This is a genomic window from Pseudomonas sp. BN414, from assembly GCF_029871275.1.
Lineage (GTDB): Bacteria > Pseudomonadota > Gammaproteobacteria > Pseudomonadales > Pseudomonadaceae > Metapseudomonas > Metapseudomonas resinovorans_C.
In genome coordinates, this window is record NZ_SSOL01000054.1 from 14,564 (window position 1) to 30,995 (window position 16,432).

A 16,432-nucleotide genomic window follows, 5' to 3' on the forward strand; every position below is an offset into this window, starting at 1 on the left:
TGTGGATATCTTCTGGATGAATGGCCGCGTGGCCCGTGCCTGATGGGTTGGGGCCGGTTGCTCGTTTCCTGTGCATTCGGGGTGCAACCCATTCCGCCCGCCTGTCTGCCTCAGATACCCACGGAATCTGAGGGGCAAGTTGTGGATAGCTTTGGGGTGGATCGCTGCAGGGGCCGGATTGCGCGCCTTTCAGAAGAGTGGCTGGATTTTGCTCAGGTGTCTTGAGCCTTTGGGCAGCGGGTTGCGACAGTTCTGAAGTTCGCGAATTAATTCGTTCCCACAAGGTGAGGCCAGTTCCGAGTGGCAGGACATGTATTGCCCACAAAAACTGTGGGTCGCTCTGTGGATATCTTCGGGATAAATCTCGCGGCGGCCCATGGGAGATGGGCTGGAAGCGCTTGCTCGGTTTTTCGGCGTCAGTCGTATTCGGCCGCGGTGTGATCGCCCAGCAGGCGACGCTGCCGGGGCGTGCAGGCGGTCAGCACTTCGGGGTTGAAGTGAAAGGCGAGGTAGGGCGAAAACTTCTGCGCCACCATGCGCCGGCCGTAGTGCACCTGCAGCAGGTAGCGCGTGCGGTCGGTCGTGCGGTTGCGGCTGCCGGCGTGCCAGAGTTCGCTGCGGAACATCAGTACGTCGCCGGCCCTGCACAGCACCGCCTCGGCAGACTTGCCGCGCCAACCGGTTTCGCCGGTTCGCGGTCTGCGCCCGGCGCGGTGGCTGCCAGGAATGACCAGGGTGGGACACAGGTCGGCGTCGATATCGTCGAGGTAGATATGCGCGGTGCATATCTGCATTGGCAGCGCGAAGGTCGGATCGGCCAGTAGGCTTTCCGGCAGTTCCATGGCCAGGTGATCCACATGCAGGTCGCCACCTATGAAACCCGGGTGATTGCGCCAGGCGGTCATGCCGATCAGGTGGCAGTCTTCGCCGAGTGCCGCTTCAGCCAGTTCGATGACCCCAGGCAGATCGAGGTACGGCAGCCATTCCGGACCGCGGTTGAACACGCATTTGAAGTGGTCGTCCACCAGGCCGCAGTAATCCCAATGGATGGGCTGGAGCTGGTCGATCAACTGGCGCAACGAGGATACGGCGGCGGCGTCGAGCACGCCGGGAAGCAGGGTGAAACCCTGCTCGTGCAGGGCGTGGAGATGCTCGGCGGTGGACATGGGCATGTCCTCGTTCGCGGATGGCGCTACCTGTAGGGTGGACCACGTCCACCAATCGCACCCAGGACTTCACCGCTGTGTGTAGGGTGGACGTCGCTTTTTACGTCCACCAACGAGGCCAGGTTAAGTCCCCAAGGTGGATGGAAGAGCGCCATCCACCCTACAGGTTCATGCGCTCAGCAGACCCTCGAGCCTGGCTCGCAGTGGCTCGATCTCGTCGTTCGTGAGCGTAAGCAGGAAGTCATTTCTCAGCACTTCGACCAGTTCAGCTGCATCCTCGATCCGACGGCTTTCCACGCGGCCATCGCGGTGGCGCTTGTTGAAGGTGCCGTTGGCCAGGGTCAGGCGCCATTCGCCTTCGCTGCGGGCGGTCATCAGCATCTGCCGGAATACGCTGTTCGGGTGGGTGGAGGTGTACCAGTTGCGCGGAATGCAATCGACCCAGGCGTTCACCTCCGGTCCGAAGCGATAGCAGGCCGCCCAGCCGCTTTCCGCGCGGAAGTTTTCCAGCTGCACTTCCCCGGTTCCATCCTCCTGGGGGCGCAGGCGGTAGGGCAGGTCGTTGGGCATCTCACCCGCGAGGGGCACGGCGCGCCAGGGCGTGGCGGAGCCGAAGCCGACGTCCGCCAGGTAGGGCCCTTCGGGCAGCAGCACACGCAGCATCAGGTGGGAAAGCATGGTCTGCGGCGCATCCAGCGGCAGGCCCCAGCGCACGCGGCCTCCCAGCAGTTCGAGTTGGTAGCCGAGGGCGAGCAGCAGGCGCGCGAAGAGGTTGTTCAGCTCATAGCAGTAGCCGCCGCGTTGGCGCTCCACCACCTTGGCGAATACCGCATCGGCGTCGATGTGGACGGCGCGGTCGAGCAGGACATCGACGTTCTCGAAGGCCACCCGGCGCTGATGGGCGGCGATGAGGCGGTCCAGGCTGGCGAGGTCGGGCTGCTGCGGAGCGGGGATGTCCAAGTGACGCAGGTAGGACTCGGTCTGTTGCGGGTTCAGCGCGTACATGCACGAAGGCTCCATGACGATGACGCCTGGATGCTAGCAGATGACTTCCTATTGACGATGAACGGTAGTTTGGTGTCGTTCTTAATCAACGGTGCATGTAAAAAATAAAAAACTGACGAGTCACAAGCTGACGTTGAGATGCCTTTAAATTCAAGGCTTTGTGAGTCTGTCTGCTCCGTAATGAGGCACGCATCCTGTCGATTTTTTTGCTCATCTGCGCGGTAATTGTTTGACATATTTTACGTCTTTGGCAGACTGCGCCTCCGTGGTACCCGCCTGCCTCGCGTGGCATCGGGCCCTTCCGCGTCAATAACAAAAACTCCGTCAGTCGAACTCCGGACTCCCAGGCTTTTTCCGGGCTCGACGAGCGTGCCTCTGGAACAAGAACAAATGCTGATCTGGTTTGTTGCGATCTATCTGCTGATCACTGTCGCTGTCGGCTTCTACGCCTCCACTCGCGTCAAGAACTCCACGGACTTCGCTTCCGGCGGCCGGAGTATGTCTTTCCCCCTGGTCGTGGCGATGGTGTTCGCCACCTGGTTCGGCTCGGAAGCCGTGCTGGGCATTCCCGCGACCTTCCTCGAAGAAGGCTTCGCCGGGATCATCGAAGACCCCTTCGGCTCCTTCGGGTGCCTGATGCTGGTGGGCCTGGTATTCGCCCGTCCGCTTTATCGCCTCAACCTGCTCACCATCGGTGACTTCTTCCGCAAGCGCTTCGGCCCGAACGTGGAACTGCTCACCAGCCTGGTGATCATCGCCTCCTATCTCGGCTGGGTCGCTGCGCAGCTCACCGCGCTGGGCGTGGTATTCAGCGTGCTGTCCGACGGCGCCCTGACCACCACCCAGGGCATGATGATCGGCACCTTCATCGTCCTGCTGCACACCCTGTTCGGTGGCATGTGGTCGGTGGCAATGACCGACTTCCTGCAGATGATCATCATCGTGGTCGGCCTGTTCTATCTGACCTGGCTCGTCGGTGACATGGCAGGCGGCCCTGCGGCCGTGATCAGCCAGGCCGCGAACGAAGGCAAGTTCGCCTTCATCCACGGCACTTCGGCCAAGGACATCGTCGCCTTCCTCGCTGCCGCAGTGACCATGATGTTCGGTTCCATCCCGCAACAGGACGTGTACGCCCGCGTGATGTCGGCCAAGAGCGAAAACATCGCTGCTCGCGCCTCCATGACCGGTGCCTGCTTCTACCTGTGCTTCTGCATGCTGCCGATCTTCCTCGCCTACTCGGCCAAGATGATCGACCCGGCGATGGTGCAGCATTGGCTGGCCGAGGATTCGCAGATGATCCTGCCGCGCCTGATCCTGGAACGCACCCCGCTGTTCGCCCAGATTATGTTCTTCGGCGCCATCCTCTCGGCGATCATGTCCACCGCTTCCGGCACCCTGCTGGCGCCGTCGGTGACCTTCACCGAGAACATCCTCAAGCGCTTCATCCCCGACATGACTGACCGCCAGGCCTTGCTGGCCATGCGTTGCAGCGTGCTGGCGATGACCTTCGCCACTGGCCTGTTCGCCCTGAACTCCAACTCCAGCATCTACGAGATGGTCGGCAACGCCTACAAGGTGACCCTGGTTGCCGCTGCCGTGCCGCTGTTCGCTGGCCTGTTCTGGAAGCGCGCCACTACCCAGGGCGCACTGCTGGCCATCTTCGCCGGCCTCGGCTCCTGGGGGCTGCTGGAAATGACCTACCAGGAAACCGATTTCTGGCCGCCGCAACTGGCTGGCCTGCTGTTCAGCTGGCTGGGCATGGTCGTGGGTTCGCTGCTGCCGCAACTGGTGCGCAGCCGGGCCGAGATCATCGGCGTGGCGCCCGCTAGCGCCTGATCGCTCCCGCGATGAAAAAAGCCCCGCCATGTGCGGGGCTTTTTATTGGGCGAAAAGCTGTGCCACGGCCTTGTAGGTTGTGGCTAAGCTACGCGAAGCCCAACGTAAAGGTCACCTCCGAATGTTGGGCTTCGCTGCGCTCTGCCCAACCTACGGGATACCGCGCCTTGGATATCAGGCCGCCGGGTTGGCCGGGTGTCGAGATGTGCCAGAGCCTTGTAGGTTGTGGCTGAGCTACGCGAAGCCCAATGCAAAGGTCGCTTCCGAATGTTGGGCTTCGCTGCGCTCTGCCCAACCTACGGGGATACCGTGCCGTAGCGGTCGGGCCGCCGGGTTGGCCGGGTGCCGAGATGTGCCAGAGCTTTGTAGGTTGTGGCTGAGCTACGCGAAGCCCAACGCAAAGGTCGCTTCCGAATGTTGGGCTTCGCTGCGCTCTGCGCCGTCGATACTTGTAGGGGCGAATTCATTCGCCATGCAGGCCGAAGGTCTGCCCTACGAGGCTGAATGGGGCGGCTACGCCACCCTTGGCGAATGAATTCGCCCCCACAAATCAGGCTTCAGACCACCAGTTCGACGAAGCCGCGCAGCACCGTGAGGCCGACGAACACGGCCATGGCAATCGAGCTGTTACGGGGCACTTCGTCGCAGAGCTTGCGGTAGTTGATGGGGGTGATGAAGAGCTTCGGCCAGCAGGCGAAGGCAGCGCAGAGGGTGATCAGGGAGAGCAGCGCCAGGCTGGCGGAGAAGTCGAAGGATTCGTCGGAGAACAGGCAACTGATGGGGATGATGATGCCGAGGGCGATCCAGGCGCTGGAGACCAGTTTCTCACCGCGGGTGTGCGAGGAGGCTTGGGCGCTGTCGCTGGCCATCGGAACATTCCTTTTCTGACTGCAGGCTGGGACTGCCGCGCATTCTCTACCCGCCTTTTCCATGGCGCAAGACAGAAGGGCCCGACAGTGTGCCGGGCCCCGCAATCATCAGAAGTGCACCTTGGCCAGCAGGCTGAAGGTGTTCTGGTCGGTGCCGCCGAGGATGTCGTCGCCGAGGAAGCTGTTGTCGTCGATGGCGTACTTGTTCTTCCAGTAGTCGTACTCGACGCCGACGTAGAAGTGCTTCACAGCGCTCCAGCCCATGGCCTTGCCCAGGTCGTACTTGATCTGCGGGTTGAAGTGCAGGTTGGCGTGCAGGTCGTTCGGGCGGTTGGAAGTGGCGTCCTTGTTGTTCCAGACCCAATCCATGAAGCCGTCGATCACCACGTCCGAGTTGCCCACCGGAATGGTGTAGGACCACACCGGGGTGACCTGCCATTGGCCGGACGGGTTGTTGGTGATGCCGTCGGGCTTGCGGTAGTAGAAGTTCAGCTGGAAGTAGTCGAAGCCGGGGAGCTTGAGGTCGAAGCCCGGGCCAATCAGGTAGTTCTGGTTGCGGTTCTCGCCGCGCTCATAGGTAGTCGCCAGCAACACGTCGCTGATGGGGCCGAATTCCAGCTTCTGGTCGAAGATCTTGCCGAAGGACAGGCGCGGGGAAATCTCGCCGTAGTAGGTGTTCTTGCCGGCGTTGGCGTCTTCCTCGCCGTTGTAGTTGATCTGGTCGACGAAAATGAACAGGTCGCCGAAGGTCCAGCCGCTGGCGTGCTCGAAGGTGAAGGTCTGCTGGATTTCAGGGTTGATCTGGAAATCCTTGCCATAGAGGTAGGTCAGGCTGTTGTCCTGCCAGAGCAGGGGGCCGTCGGCCAGGGCATTGCCGGCCGCTAGCAGGCCGCCAGCGAGCATCAACGAGGAAAAGACGCGGTTCATCGGGTTTGGCTCCAGTGGTTTTAAGCTGTGTCTATCTGTGTAGAACTTGTCTGATTGGTCAGGTCTGCCCCAGAGCAAAAAGAGCGCCAGGATGCTCTGGGCAAACGACCGGGCGCGCGATTATCGGGGGATGGCGGGGTTTTTCAAGCGGTTGTGCGAAGTTCGCCAGGATTTCCCGACTGCTGGAAGCTGACCAGGTGCACAACTCTGGGGCGGTTTGGCAGGCACCGCTGCGGCACAGGTTGGTAGGAGCGAGCTTGCTCGCGAAAGATCGTGCCCGGGCTGTTCGCGAGCAAGCTCGCTCCTACAGGAAGTCCGACTTCACCCTGCCAATCCGAGCGCGTGGATAACGCTCTTTTTATCCACAGTGCCAGAACAAAAAAATCCCCCAGCCGCAAGACGCAGCTGGGGGCAACTGGAGCTGAGCGATCAGCGTACGGAAATGGTGCCGGTGCGCACTCCGCCGAAGGTGGAGCGCACGGTAACGCTGGGGTTGGCCGCGGGAACGACGGCGGTGGAGTTATTCACCGACAACTTCCACTTCCCATTCGGCCCCGGCGCGGCGGTGCCCAGCAGGACGACGCCCTGGGCGCTGGTGACTTCAATGCGGATCTGGTTGCCCGCAGGCCGCGACGTCGTGCCTTCGAAGTCCCAGGAGAAGCGGTTGTTGGAACCCGCCTTCACGTCCGCCTTGGTGATCGCCAGGGTATCGGCGGCCACGGCCGGGTTCACCGTCACGGTCACCGTTGCCTGTGGCGATGTGGCGCCAATGGAGTCCTGCGCCTGGTAGTTGAAGGTGACGGTGAAGGCGGTGGTCACCGTTGCCGGTGGGGTGTAGGTGACCGTGGTGCCGTTGGTGCTGGTCGTGCCGCGATCTGTGGGCGGCGCGGTCAGGTTCACCACCGTCATCGGGTTGGCTTCCGGGTCCGCGTCGTTGGCCAGCACGTTGATCGTCACCGGTGCGCCGGCGTTGGTGGTCGCGGTGTCGTTGGCAACCACCGGCGGCAGGTTCGGCCGCACGGTGAGCGTCACCAGGGCCGGGACGGAGAGCGCGCCGAGGTTGTCACGGACCTGGTAGGTGAAGGTCAGCGTCTGCGTCGTGGCGACCTGCGCCGGCGGATTGTAGATCACCGAGCCGTTGCCGCTCTGCACCAGGCCGCCGAGGGTGACGCTGCCAAAGTTGTCGATGATCAGCGGCAGGTTTCCGTCCGGGTCGCTGTCGTTGGCGGTCAGGGCCAAGGTCACCGGTACGCCGGCGGTGGTGTTGGCGCTGTCCGGGTTGGCCACTGGCGGCTGGTTGGCCGGGACATTGGCCGGCCGTCCTTCGATGACCACGAACTCCGTGTCGCTGCCGCCGGCAGCCGATTTCACCGTGACCTTCGCCGGCGGCTGCTCGATGCCGGCGGCCACCAGGCGCTGGGTCGCGCCACTGACCGGCAGCAGGCGGCCGAAGCCTTCGGCGACCATGGACGGGATTTCCACCTCGTCACTGGAGCGCGCTTCAACCGTCAGCGTCTTGTTCGGCCAGGAATAGCGTGCCTGGCTGATCTTGACGATATCGGTCAGCTGCTGGGTCTGGGTGGTGGCCGATGCATTGGTGTCCGTGGCGGTGATCAGCACGAAGGGCGGCAGGCTGGTCGGTGCCAGGTCCTGGCCGAAGAACAGGCCGCTGCCATCGCCGGTCATCTCGAACTGGCAGGGCGACGGCGGATCGGCCACCAGGTCGAGGCTTTCGCGGAAGCACAGGGTTGCGGTGGCGCTGGAGTTGGCGAACACCGAAATCCAGGTGTGCTGGGCGTCGCGGCTGTAGGTGGCACGGTCGACGCCGACCTTGCTGGCGATGCCGCCGGTGAACAGCTTGCCGGACAGGTTGAACAGGTTGGTCTCGATGAAGAGGCCGTTGGGACCGTCGATGCGTATGAAGTTGGTCCCGAAGGGGCTGCCCACCACCGGCTCGGCCAGGTTGGGGTCGCCGATGAAGGTTTCCACCTCATTGGTTTCCGGGTTGGTTTCGGTGTACAGCGGGCCGTCCCGATGCAGGAACGGGCCGACGTTGCCGGCCAGGGCGCCGCTGAAGTCGCCGGGGGCGCCGATGCCGATGTCGCGGGTCATGTTGATGGCGCGACGGCCGGGCGCGGTGACGGTGAAGGTATCCACGCCATAGGGGTGGGTGACCTTGTAGGTGCCGGCCACCGGAACCGTCACGCGGATGCGGATGCGCGCGAAACTCTGTTGGTCGCCCTGGCGCGGGACTTCGGCCGCGAAGGCCGCTTCGATGCCGGCCACGTAGGCATCCAGCTGCAGGCCATTGCCGGGGTCGTCGATGCTGGCCTCGGCGAGCATCCAGAAGCTTTCATCCGGGAAGTTGCCGGGGAAGGCGACGGGCTTGGTGTCGTCGAAGATGCCGGGGGTCGGCAGCAGGGTGCACATGAAGTTGCCTGGCGCTCGCGAGCTGCGGGCCTTGGACAGGCAAAGCTCCAGGGGGGTGCCCTCGGTGTCCTGGTACCAGCGCGGGAAGTAGCCGCTGGCGGCGGTGAAGGGACCGGGGTCCACCGTCGCCAGTTGCGCCTCGGCAACCGGAATGCCGACGAGCACACCCAGCAACAGGGTGAGTATTCCTGGCCATCTGAACATGACTGCCTCCGTTCACCCGCCTGCGGCAGGTGAGTGTTGTTCTCAGGGGAGAATCAGGACTTCTTCGGTATCGGAGCCGCCATTGGCCGAGCTCACGTGGACGGTCGCCGGTGGAATGAGGCCGGTCGGGAGATCCAGGTGTCCGGCTACCAGCGGGCCCAGTCCCTCGGCGGTCAGCGCCGGCTGGCCGGTCTGGTCGCTGGAGCTGGCATCCACCGTCAGGCGGCCGGTGGCCAGGCTGTACTCGGCGCGGCTGATGGTCACCAGGTCCACCAGCGGGGCGGTCTTGGTGGTGGCGGTGCTGCTGGGAATGGCTGCGCTGTTGTCAGCGGTGAAGGACAAGTTGCCATTGGCCGTCGGGGTGGCCGCGGACTGGCCGTACCAGGCACCCGTGGCGCTGCCCAGCATGGCGCCGGTGGTGCCGGCGGTGTCCGTGTAGCGCACGGTGGCCGGAGCGGGCGGGGCCAGGGTGAAGAAGTCCTGCTGGCTGGCGCCCCCGGTGCCGCCGGTGGAGTAGGTGGCGCGCTCGACGATCAGCGGCGTCGGCAACGGCACCTGGGACAACTTGCCGGAAATGGCGAACTGTCGCGTCTCTACGCGCAGGCCGTTGGGGCCTTCTATCCGCACGAAGTTGGTCCCGAAGGGGCTGCCAGTGACTTCCTCCAGCACGTTCGGGTCGCCGATGAAGGACTCCGGCAGGCTGGTGACCGGATTGACCTCCACATAGGGCCCGTTCACCGAGCGCAGGAAGGGTCCGACATCACCCTTCAAGGCGCCGCTGAACTCGCCAGGCGTGGTGATGCCGATGTCGCGGGTCAGGTTGATGGCGCGTGTCCCGGGGGTATCCACATCGAACACTTCCACGCCATAGGGGTGGGTGATGGTGTAGGTGCCGGCCACCGGTACGGTCACCCGGATACGGACGCGCGCGAAGCTGATCTGCTCGCCTACCGCCGGCAACTCGCCGCTGAAGGCCGCCTCCAGGGCGGACACGTACAGCAGGTCGATGCCGGTGGCGGCGTCGGTGATGGCGGCATCGCCGGTGAACCAGAACGCCTCGTCGGGGAAGTTGGTGGGGAAGACGATCGCCTGGGTGTCGTCGAACACCCCCGGATTGGGCAGCAGGTTGCACATGAAGGAGCCGGGGACGCGAGTGCTCTGTGCCTTGGAGAGACAGAGGTCGAGGGCGCGGCCGTGGGTGTCCTGGTACCAGGCCGCGAAGAATCCGTTGGCCTCGGTATAGGTGGTCTGGTCGACCGCATAGAGACCGGCCTTGGCCGGGGCGACCGTGAGTCCGAGCAATAGCGGGAGCACGAGTTTCGGCAGTGCGTTGTGCATGGTGTTGCCCTTCCAGTCGATGAACTTCGCCGTTTGTCAGGCTCCGATGGCAAAGGGGCCCGTCGTTGACCGGAAGAGGGCGCAAACCCCATGCCAGAGCGGTTCCGGCGCTCTGGTTCGGGGTTGGTGGCTGAAACATCTTGAAATAAGTCGTGAGGAGGGGGTCCCGGCTCTGGGGGCTGGTAGCCCAGAAGTGGGTGAAAAGTGGGTGGGGAAATGGGGGATTTTCGCCCCTACCGTTCGGCGACCGCTGAACGGTAGGGCCGCGAATCTCGGGGCCTGCGCTATAACTACCCGCAGTCGGCGCAGGAGTTGCCGACCCGGCCGGAGGCCCCTTTTTACGCCCGCCTTGCGAGCGATCCGACGGTCACACAAGGGGAGGTTTCGAATGAAGATGGCGCTGGTGAGCAAGCCCTTCAATCTGTTCCGCTGGTTTTCCCTGGTGAGCCTGGTGATCATCCTCGCGGTGGCCATTCTGCTCGGCTCGGCGGCAACCCGATTCCTGATGCGCGAGAGCATCGACCGCGATGCCATGCTCAGCGCCCAGTTCATCAAGTCCATCGCCGATGTCGAAGTCATCCACGGCAACTTCTCCCCCGGCCTGACGCTTGGTGAATTCCTCGACAAGCGCGTCGATGGTGCGCGCCTTGGCGTCTCTCACGAACAGCTGGTGAAATCCCACGAAGAATTCTTCGACCACATCGTGCGCCTGCCCGATGTGCTGCTGGCCAATGTCTATGCGCCCGATGGCGTGGTGATCTGGTCGACCAATCCGAAACTGGTGGGTGGCCATTCGCTGGAGCGCGCCAAGCTGAGCGAAGCGGTCAGCAGCCGCAACACGGTGACCACCGAGCACCACGGCCCCGATGCCTGCCCGGCGGAAGACTTTTTCATGCGGGTGCCGCACAGCCTCTATCTGGAAAGCTTCATCCCGCTGGTGGACAGCCGGGGCGAAGTGCTCTCGATCATCGAGATCTACAAGGAGCCGGTGGACCTGATCGCCCGCATGAACCGCGGACTCGTACTGCTCTGGATCGCCACGGCAGTGGGCGGGGCAGTCATCTACCTCAGCCTGTTCTGGTTCGTGCGCCATGCCTCGCGCCTGGTGGACGACCAGCAGCGGCAACTGGTGGAGAACGAAACCCTGGCCCTGCTCGGCGAGATGTCCACCGCCGTCGCCCACAGCCTGCGCAACCCGCTGGCGTCCATCCGCTCCAGCGCCGAGCTGGCGCTCGAAGTGGACCCGGGGCCGCTGCACAAGAACCTGGGCGACATCATCACCCAGGTCGACCGCATGTCGAAGTGGGTGCGCGAGCTGCTGTTGTCAGCGCGTCCGCTGGCCGGCGACCAGGAACCGGTGGACCTCACCAACGCCCTGGAAGAAACCCTCGCCGCCTATGAGCCGCAGATCCGCCATGCCGGCATCGAGGTGGATTGGCAGACCCGCCACGCACCCAAGGTGGTCAGCCACCCGGTGCTCCTGCAACAACTGCTGGGTAGTGTCCTTTCCAATGCCATCGAGGCCATGCCGCGCGGTGGTCGACTGGCCATCTGCCTGGAGCCGGATGCGCAGCGCCGGTTGCTGACCCTGACCGTCAGCGACACCGGCAGCGGCATGTCGCCGGCCATGCTGGAGATGGCCTTCAAACCTTTCCATACCACCAAGCGTGGCGGTCTGGGCGTCGGCCTGGTGCTGGTGCGCAAGATCGTCGAGCGCTTCGGTGGCGCAGTCAGCATCGATAGCCGGGAAAATTCCGGTACCAACGTGCACCTGACCTTCAGGGCCACGGCAGGGGGATAACAACAAATGGGCAACAGCATTCTGATTGTCGAAGACGACGAAATCCTGGCCGACAACTTCTGCACCTACCTGCAACGGCGCCAGTTCGACGTCATGGTCTGCAGCTCGGCCGAAGAAGCGCTGCCGATCATCGAGGCGCAGCATCCGGACCTGGTCCTCACCGACTATTGCCTGCCCGGCATGAGCGGTTGCGACCTGATCAGCCGGGCCCGCGCGATGGACGAGCAGCTCAAGGTCATCATGATCACCGGCCACGGCAACGTGCAGGGCGCGGTGGAAGCCATGAAGGCCGGCGCCAGCGATTATCTGACCAAGCCGGTGGCGCTCGCCGAGTTGAAGCTGGTGGTGGACAAGGTGCTGGAGGCGCGGCGACAGGAGCAGCGCCTGTCCTTTTACCAGCAGCGTGAAGCCCAGGACTCCGGACTCGCCGGGCTGATAGGCGACTCCGAACCCATGCGCACCATGAAGGATATGGTCCGCCAGGTGCTCGGCGCCGAGGAACGCATGGCCGGGGAAGACCTGCCGGTGGTGCTGATCGAAGGCGAGACCGGGACCGGCAAGGAACTGGTGGCTCGCGCGCTGCATTTCGACGGCGCGCGCAGCAAGGGTCCCTTCGTCGAGTTCAACTGCGCTTCGATTCCGTCGCACCTCCTGGAGGCCGAACTGTTCGGCCACGAGAAGGGCGCCTTTACCGACGCCAAGGATCGCCGCGTGGGCCTGGTGGAAGCGGCCGATGGTGGCACGCTATTCCTCGACGAGGTGGGCGAGATCGACCTGCTGCTCCAGGCCAAGCTGCTCAAGCTGCTGGAAGACCGCACCATTCGTCGCCTGGGCTCGGTTCGCGAGCGCAAGGTCAACCTGCGCATCATCAGCGCCACGAACTGCAACCTCGAGCAGATGGTCCAGGAGGGCAAGTTCCGCCGCGACCTCTTCTTCCGCCTGCGCATCATCACCATCAAGGTGCCGCCGCTGCGCGCCCGTGGTGAGGATGTCCTGACCCTGGCCGAGCACTTCGTCGCCCAGCATGGCAAGCGCTACGGCAAGCCGGGGCTGCGCTTCAGCGCCGAAGCCCGGTCCGTGCTCAAGGGCTACAGCTGGCCGGGGAACGTGCGCGAGCTACGCAACATGCTCGAGCAGACTGTGCTGCTGGCGCCGGGAAACGTCATCGGTCCGGACCAGCTCACCATCTGCCGCGGCCTGCTGGCCGGGGTTGGCGTCACCGAATCGGCTCCGCCGCAGATGCTCGGCGGCCCGTTGGGGCTGGAAGACGAGAACATGAGCCTGTCCGATGCCGAGCGTGACCTGGTGGTGAAAGTCCTGGGCAAGACCGACTGGAACATCTCCAAATCCGCCCGCATGCTCGGCCTCACCCGCGACATGCTGCGCTACCGGATCGACAAGCTTGGCCTGGAACGGCCCGACCGGCAGCAGCATTGAAATGGCCCCGATTCAGGGGAATCCCCCGACCAACGTAGGGGATTATGGGGATGGTGAAACTTTTCCGCCGATCTAGACTCTAGGAATCATCGACCCGGGCGGGTCGATGCAGCCTTGGCTCGGAATGTGCAGGGATGCAATCAGCGGTCAGCCTGGCCGCCGTCCGATCTCCTGACAGGGGAGTAGCCGCAGTGACGAAGAAAGTACTGATAGTCGACGATGAAGAAATCCTTGCCGCGAATTTCCAGACCTACCTGGAAATGCTCGGTTGCGAAGTGCGCACCGCCGCCAACGGTGCCATCGCCCTGGAGGTCGTGGTGCATTTCAAACCCGACCTGCTGGTGCTCGACTATCGTTTGCCCGACATGACCGGTTTCGAGGTTTTCGATGCCATGCGCACCCTGCACAGCTGCGAAGCGGTGCTGATGACCGCGCACCCCAGCATCGAAGTGTGCAACCGCGCCATCGAGCGCAAGATCGACATCATCCTCCTCAAGCCATTCCCCCTGCATGAGCTGGGCAACGTGGTGCTCCACGGCCTGCCGACTGCCGCCCTGCGCGATCAGGAATCGCCGGCCGAGCAACCCGCCCAGGTGGACCGTCGTCGCGGTGGCGAGGTGAACTTCCCGCTGAAGCTGTATGACGGCGCCTGGGTGCTCTCCGACCGCCGCCGTCCCGCCGCAAGCTCCGAAGAGCCTCTGAAACAGATCAAGAAAGGCACGTAACGCTCCCGCTCAATAGCTTTTTTTATCCACCATCGCGGGTGCTGGCGAGCGATTTCCACCTCTACGACACTGACTGTAGGAGCGAGCTTGCTCGCGAACAGCCCGAGCACGCTCATTCGCGAGCAAGCTCGCTCCTACAGACCTCATCCCGCCCTCGCGCCTTACTGAATACTCGATGCCAGTTCGAAGATCGGGATGTACATCAGGATCACGATCACCCCGATGATCAGCCCGATGAACGTCATCAGCAGCGGCTCGAACAAGCGCACGAACCATTCGATCCAGCGGCCGGTTTCCTCGTCATGGAAATCGGCCGTGCGCTCCATCATCTCGCCAAGGTTGCCGGACTGTTCGCCGGCCCTGAGCATGCGCAGCGACACCGGGGTCGACAGCCCATGTTCTTCCAGCGCACGCGACAACGCCTGGCCCTCGCGAATGCGCGCGGCGGCTTGGTCCAGCCGTGGGCGCGACGCGGCGCCGAGCAGGCCGCGGACCATCTCGATGGCGGTGAGGATGGGAATCCCACCCTGCAGCAGAATGCCCAGGGAGCGATAGAAACGCGCCAGCTCATAGACCTGGATGCGATCACGGATCGCCGGCAAGCGTTCTACCTGGCGGCCGATGGCGCGGCGCACGTTCTCCTGGCGCAGCAACAGCACCAGAGTCACCAGCGCCAGTGCGGCGCCGCCGAATACCTCCGCCTGATGTGAGTGGAGGAACAGGCCGCTGTGCAGCAGGACCCGGGACAACCAGGGCAGGTTAGAGCCCAGCCCTTCGAACACCAGGCTGAAGCGCGGCACCACGTAGCCCACAAGGAACAACAGCACGCTGCAGCCGACCATGAACAGCAGCACCGGGTAGACAGACGCACTGATGATCTTCTGGCGCACTTCATCCATCCGCGTGCGATAGGCCACGTAGCGCCCCAGCGCATCACCCACCGCGCCGGTCTTCTCGCTGGACTGCACCAGCGCCACGTAGAGCGCGGGGAACACCGAGGGGAACTGCGCCAGCGCCTGGGACAGTGACTTGCCCTCATAGAGCAGCCGCACCAGGGCTCCCAGCACCTTGCGCGCCTGCGGGTCGGCTTCCTTCTCCGCCAGGCTTTCCAGCGCATCGATCAGTGCCAGGCCGGCATTCAGCAGTGTGGTCAGCTCCTGGCTGAACAGCAGCAGCGGGAATCCCTCGCGCCGCCGCCAGCTCCGCAGCGACCAGCCGCGCTCGGCCTGCAGGGTCAGCACCCGCAGTCCCTGGGCTTCTGCCTGGCGACGTGCGTCGTCATCGCTTGCCGCCTCCAGCGTCAGGGCGACCACGCCGGCCTGGCCACGTACCGCTTTTACCTGGAAGCGCATGGCGGTCACTGCCAACTGGTGACTTCGGCGTTTTCGCCGTCGCCGCCAGGCTGACCGTCCTTGCCCATCGTAAGCAGATCGAAATCGCCGTTCTCACCGGGGGCGCGATAGACATAGGCGCGGCCCCAGGGGTCCTGCGGCACTTCCTTCTGCAGATAAGGGCCGCCCCAGCGAGGCTCGTCCGATGGCGCGCTCACCAGCGCTGTCAGGCCCTGCTCGGTACTGGGGTAATGGCCCACTTCCAGGCGGTAGATATCCAGGGCCTTCACCAGTCCCTCGATCTGCGCGCGGGCCACCTTGGTTTCGGACTTGCCGAGTTGATTGAAATACTTTGGCGCCACAATGCCGGCCAACAGGCCGAGCACCACCAGCACCACGAGGAGTTCGAGAAGGGTGAAACCCTGTTCGGGTCGACGAAGCAACTTCATGGGAACCTCCGCTGCGGGTCAGTGCGAAGGGCTATGCAAGAGGTGTGCACGACGAGCGGGCGAGGGGGGCGACACATCACCAGTTGGATCTTCCGGCACGTGCTTTGCTGACGGTACAGCACCCAGCAACCCGAAGGGCATCGGCCCTCACAGGGGAGAACAACGATGAAAGTGCCCGCCCTGGTGCTGCTCAGCATCCTTGCGACTACCGCTGACGAAGCCCGCTCCGACATCTATCAGGTGGTCTCCGCCAACGGCAGCATCACCCTCACCAACATCCACCGGACAGACCGCAAACTGGTCCGCGTGGCCCGCGAAAGACCCGCGCTGGCGAAGGCCCCGAGCCTGGTCAAGCCGATTCGAAAAGGCAGGGCCAAGGCGCCGCGCTACGCCCTGATCGTCGCCCAGGCGGCCTTCGACTACGACCTGCCCGCCGAGTTGTTGCACGCGGTGATCAAGACCGAATCCAACTACGATCCTTCCGCGCTTTCGCCCAAGGGCGCGGCGGGCCTGATGCAGCTGATGCCCGATACCGCGAAGGATCTAGGGGTGCAGGACGTGTTCGACCCAGCCGCCAACGTGCGCGGCGGGGCACGCTACCTGAAGCGCCTGCTGAAGATGTTCGACAACGACCTTTCCCTCACCCTGGCCGCCTACAACGCGGGGCCCGGCACCGTGCTCGCCTATGGCAGCGCCATTCCTCCCTACCCGGAAACCCAGCGTTACGTACCCAGCGTCCTGGGCCACTACCAACGCCTCCAGGCCGACGCAAAACGACCCCGCTAGTGGGGAATTTCCCCAGATGCGGGGGCGTTTTCTGCGCATCAAATCGTCGGTGGAGAAGGGCAGCTGCGCTGCCCATAGCGATTGAAATCGCCCCCACAAGGATTTCATCCGGACCGCGGATTTTCTGT

At 63.8% G+C, this 16,432-nt stretch carries 13 protein-coding genes; 5 read left to right on the plus strand and 8 right to left on the minus strand.

Features of this window, described 5'->3' with window-relative positions; translation table 11 throughout:
• Positions 1-416: 416 nt before the first annotated feature.
• Positions 417-1,172 (minus strand): phytanoyl-CoA dioxygenase family protein, encoded by a 756-nt coding sequence (locus E8E95_RS10650; RefSeq protein WP_280349821.1) that lies wholly within the window; start codon positions 1,170-1,172, stop codon positions 417-419.
• Positions 1,173-1,334: 162 nt separating this feature from the next.
• On the minus strand, positions 1,335-2,171 hold the full coding sequence (locus E8E95_RS10655; protein ID WP_280349823.1) for an arylamine N-acetyltransferase: 837 nt from the start codon (positions 2,169-2,171) through the stop codon (positions 1,335-1,337).
• A gap of 390 nt (positions 2,172-2,561) precedes the next feature.
• On the opposite strand from E8E95_RS10655, the gene E8E95_RS10660 reads away from it, so the two are divergent.
• On the plus strand, positions 2,562-4,007 hold the full coding sequence (locus E8E95_RS10660; protein WP_179059711.1) for a sodium:solute symporter family protein: 1,446 nt from the start codon (positions 2,562-2,564) through the stop codon (positions 4,005-4,007).
• Positions 4,008-4,564: 557 nt separating this feature from the next.
• Here E8E95_RS10660 and E8E95_RS10665 read toward each other — a convergent pair.
• The 4 genes from E8E95_RS10665 to E8E95_RS10680 all read right to left on the minus strand — a co-directional run bounded on the left by E8E95_RS10665 (position 4,565) and on the right by E8E95_RS10680 (position 9,775).
• Positions 4,565-4,876, minus strand: coding sequence for a hypothetical protein (locus tag E8E95_RS10665; RefSeq protein WP_280349826.1), 312 nt, complete (start codon positions 4,874-4,876; stop codon positions 4,565-4,567).
• A gap of 108 nt (positions 4,877-4,984) precedes the next feature.
• The gene (locus E8E95_RS10670; RefSeq protein ID WP_280349829.1) at positions 4,985-5,803 is read right to left on the minus strand and encodes an outer membrane protein OmpK; all 819 of its coding nucleotides are present in this window, start codon (positions 5,801-5,803) and stop codon (positions 4,985-4,987) included.
• 429 nt (positions 5,804-6,232) lie between these two features.
• Positions 6,233-8,437 carry an Ig-like domain-containing protein gene (locus E8E95_RS10675; RefSeq protein WP_280349831.1) on the minus strand — a complete coding sequence of 735 codons (2,205 nt, stop codon included), beginning with the start codon at positions 8,435-8,437 and terminating at the stop codon, positions 6,233-6,235.
• A 42-nt stretch (positions 8,438-8,479) separates the two neighbouring features.
• Entirely contained in the window at positions 8,480-9,775 is a 1,296-nt protein-coding gene (locus E8E95_RS10680; protein ID WP_280349833.1) for a hypothetical protein, read from the minus strand.
• 388 nt (positions 9,776-10,163) lie between these two features.
• On the opposite strand from E8E95_RS10680, the gene E8E95_RS10685 reads away from it, so the two are divergent.
• The 3 genes from E8E95_RS10685 to E8E95_RS10695 all read left to right on the plus strand — a co-directional run bounded on the left by E8E95_RS10685 (position 10,164) and on the right by E8E95_RS10695 (position 13,738).
• A complete protein-coding gene (locus E8E95_RS10685; RefSeq protein WP_280349835.1) occupies positions 10,164-11,576 on the plus strand; it encodes a HAMP domain-containing sensor histidine kinase in 1,413 nt (470 codons plus the stop codon).
• 6 nt (positions 11,577-11,582) lie between these two features.
• On the plus strand, positions 11,583-13,013 hold the full coding sequence (locus E8E95_RS10690) for a sigma-54 dependent transcriptional regulator (RefSeq protein WP_280349837.1): 1,431 nt from the start codon (positions 11,583-11,585) through the stop codon (positions 13,011-13,013).
• 191 nt (positions 13,014-13,204) lie between these two features.
• Positions 13,205-13,738 carry a response regulator gene (locus tag E8E95_RS10695; RefSeq protein ID WP_280349839.1) on the plus strand — a complete coding sequence of 178 codons (534 nt, stop codon included), beginning with the start codon at positions 13,205-13,207 and terminating at the stop codon, positions 13,736-13,738.
• A gap of 161 nt (positions 13,739-13,899) precedes the next feature.
• Here the strand turns inward: E8E95_RS10695 and E8E95_RS10700 are convergent, their stop codons facing one another.
• Positions 13,900-15,090: a type II secretion system F family protein gene (locus E8E95_RS10700; protein WP_280349841.1), complete on the minus strand. Its 1,191-nt coding sequence runs from the start codon at positions 15,088-15,090 to the stop codon at positions 13,900-13,902.
• A 5-nt stretch (positions 15,091-15,095) separates the two neighbouring features.
• Positions 15,096-15,518 (minus strand): type II secretion system major pseudopilin GspG, encoded by a 423-nt coding sequence (gene gspG / locus E8E95_RS10705; RefSeq protein WP_280349843.1) that lies wholly within the window; start codon positions 15,516-15,518, stop codon positions 15,096-15,098.
• Between the two features lie 165 nt (positions 15,519-15,683).
• Here gspG and E8E95_RS10710 point away from each other — a divergent pair, with 165 nt between their 5' ends.
• Positions 15,684-16,304, plus strand: a complete 621-nt coding sequence (locus tag E8E95_RS10710; protein WP_280349845.1) for a lytic transglycosylase domain-containing protein — start codon at positions 15,684-15,686, stop codon at positions 16,302-16,304.
• Positions 16,305-16,432: the final 128 nt, after the last annotated feature.

Excerpts from the sequence above, each read along its gene's own strand:
- E8E95_RS10685 (WP_280349835.1), top strand. The coding sequence starts at position 10,164 with ATGAAGATGGCGCTGGTGAGCAAGCCCTTCAATCTGTTCCGCTGGTTT.
- E8E95_RS10660 (WP_179059711.1), top strand. The coding sequence starts at position 2,562 with ATGCTGATCTGGTTTGTTGCGATCTATCTGCTGATCACTGTCGCTGTC.
- E8E95_RS10655 (WP_280349823.1), bottom strand. The coding sequence starts at position 2,171 with ATGTACGCGCTGAACCCGCAACAGACCGAGTCCTACCTGCGTCACTTG.
- gspG (WP_280349843.1), bottom strand. The coding sequence starts at position 15,518 with ATGAAGTTGCTTCGTCGACCCGAACAGGGTTTCACCCTTCTCGAACTC.
- E8E95_RS10670 (WP_280349829.1), bottom strand. The coding sequence starts at position 5,803 with ATGAACCGCGTCTTTTCCTCGTTGATGCTCGCTGGCGGCCTGCTAGCG.
- E8E95_RS10680 (WP_280349833.1), bottom strand. The coding sequence starts at position 9,775 with ATGCACAACGCACTGCCGAAACTCGTGCTCCCGCTATTGCTCGGACTC.
- E8E95_RS10690 (WP_280349837.1), top strand. The coding sequence starts at position 11,583 with ATGGGCAACAGCATTCTGATTGTCGAAGACGACGAAATCCTGGCCGAC.
- E8E95_RS10675 (WP_280349831.1), bottom strand. The coding sequence starts at position 8,437 with ATGTTCAGATGGCCAGGAATACTCACCCTGTTGCTGGGTGTGCTCGTC.
- E8E95_RS10710 (WP_280349845.1), top strand. The coding sequence starts at position 15,684 with ATGAAAGTGCCCGCCCTGGTGCTGCTCAGCATCCTTGCGACTACCGCT.
- E8E95_RS10665 (WP_280349826.1), bottom strand. The coding sequence starts at position 4,876 with ATGGCCAGCGACAGCGCCCAAGCCTCCTCGCACACCCGCGGTGAGAAA.
- E8E95_RS10650 (WP_280349821.1), bottom strand. The coding sequence starts at position 1,172 with ATGCCCATGTCCACCGCCGAGCATCTCCACGCCCTGCACGAGCAGGGT.
- E8E95_RS10700 (WP_280349841.1), bottom strand. The coding sequence starts at position 15,090 with ATGCGCTTCCAGGTAAAAGCGGTACGTGGCCAGGCCGGCGTGGTCGCC.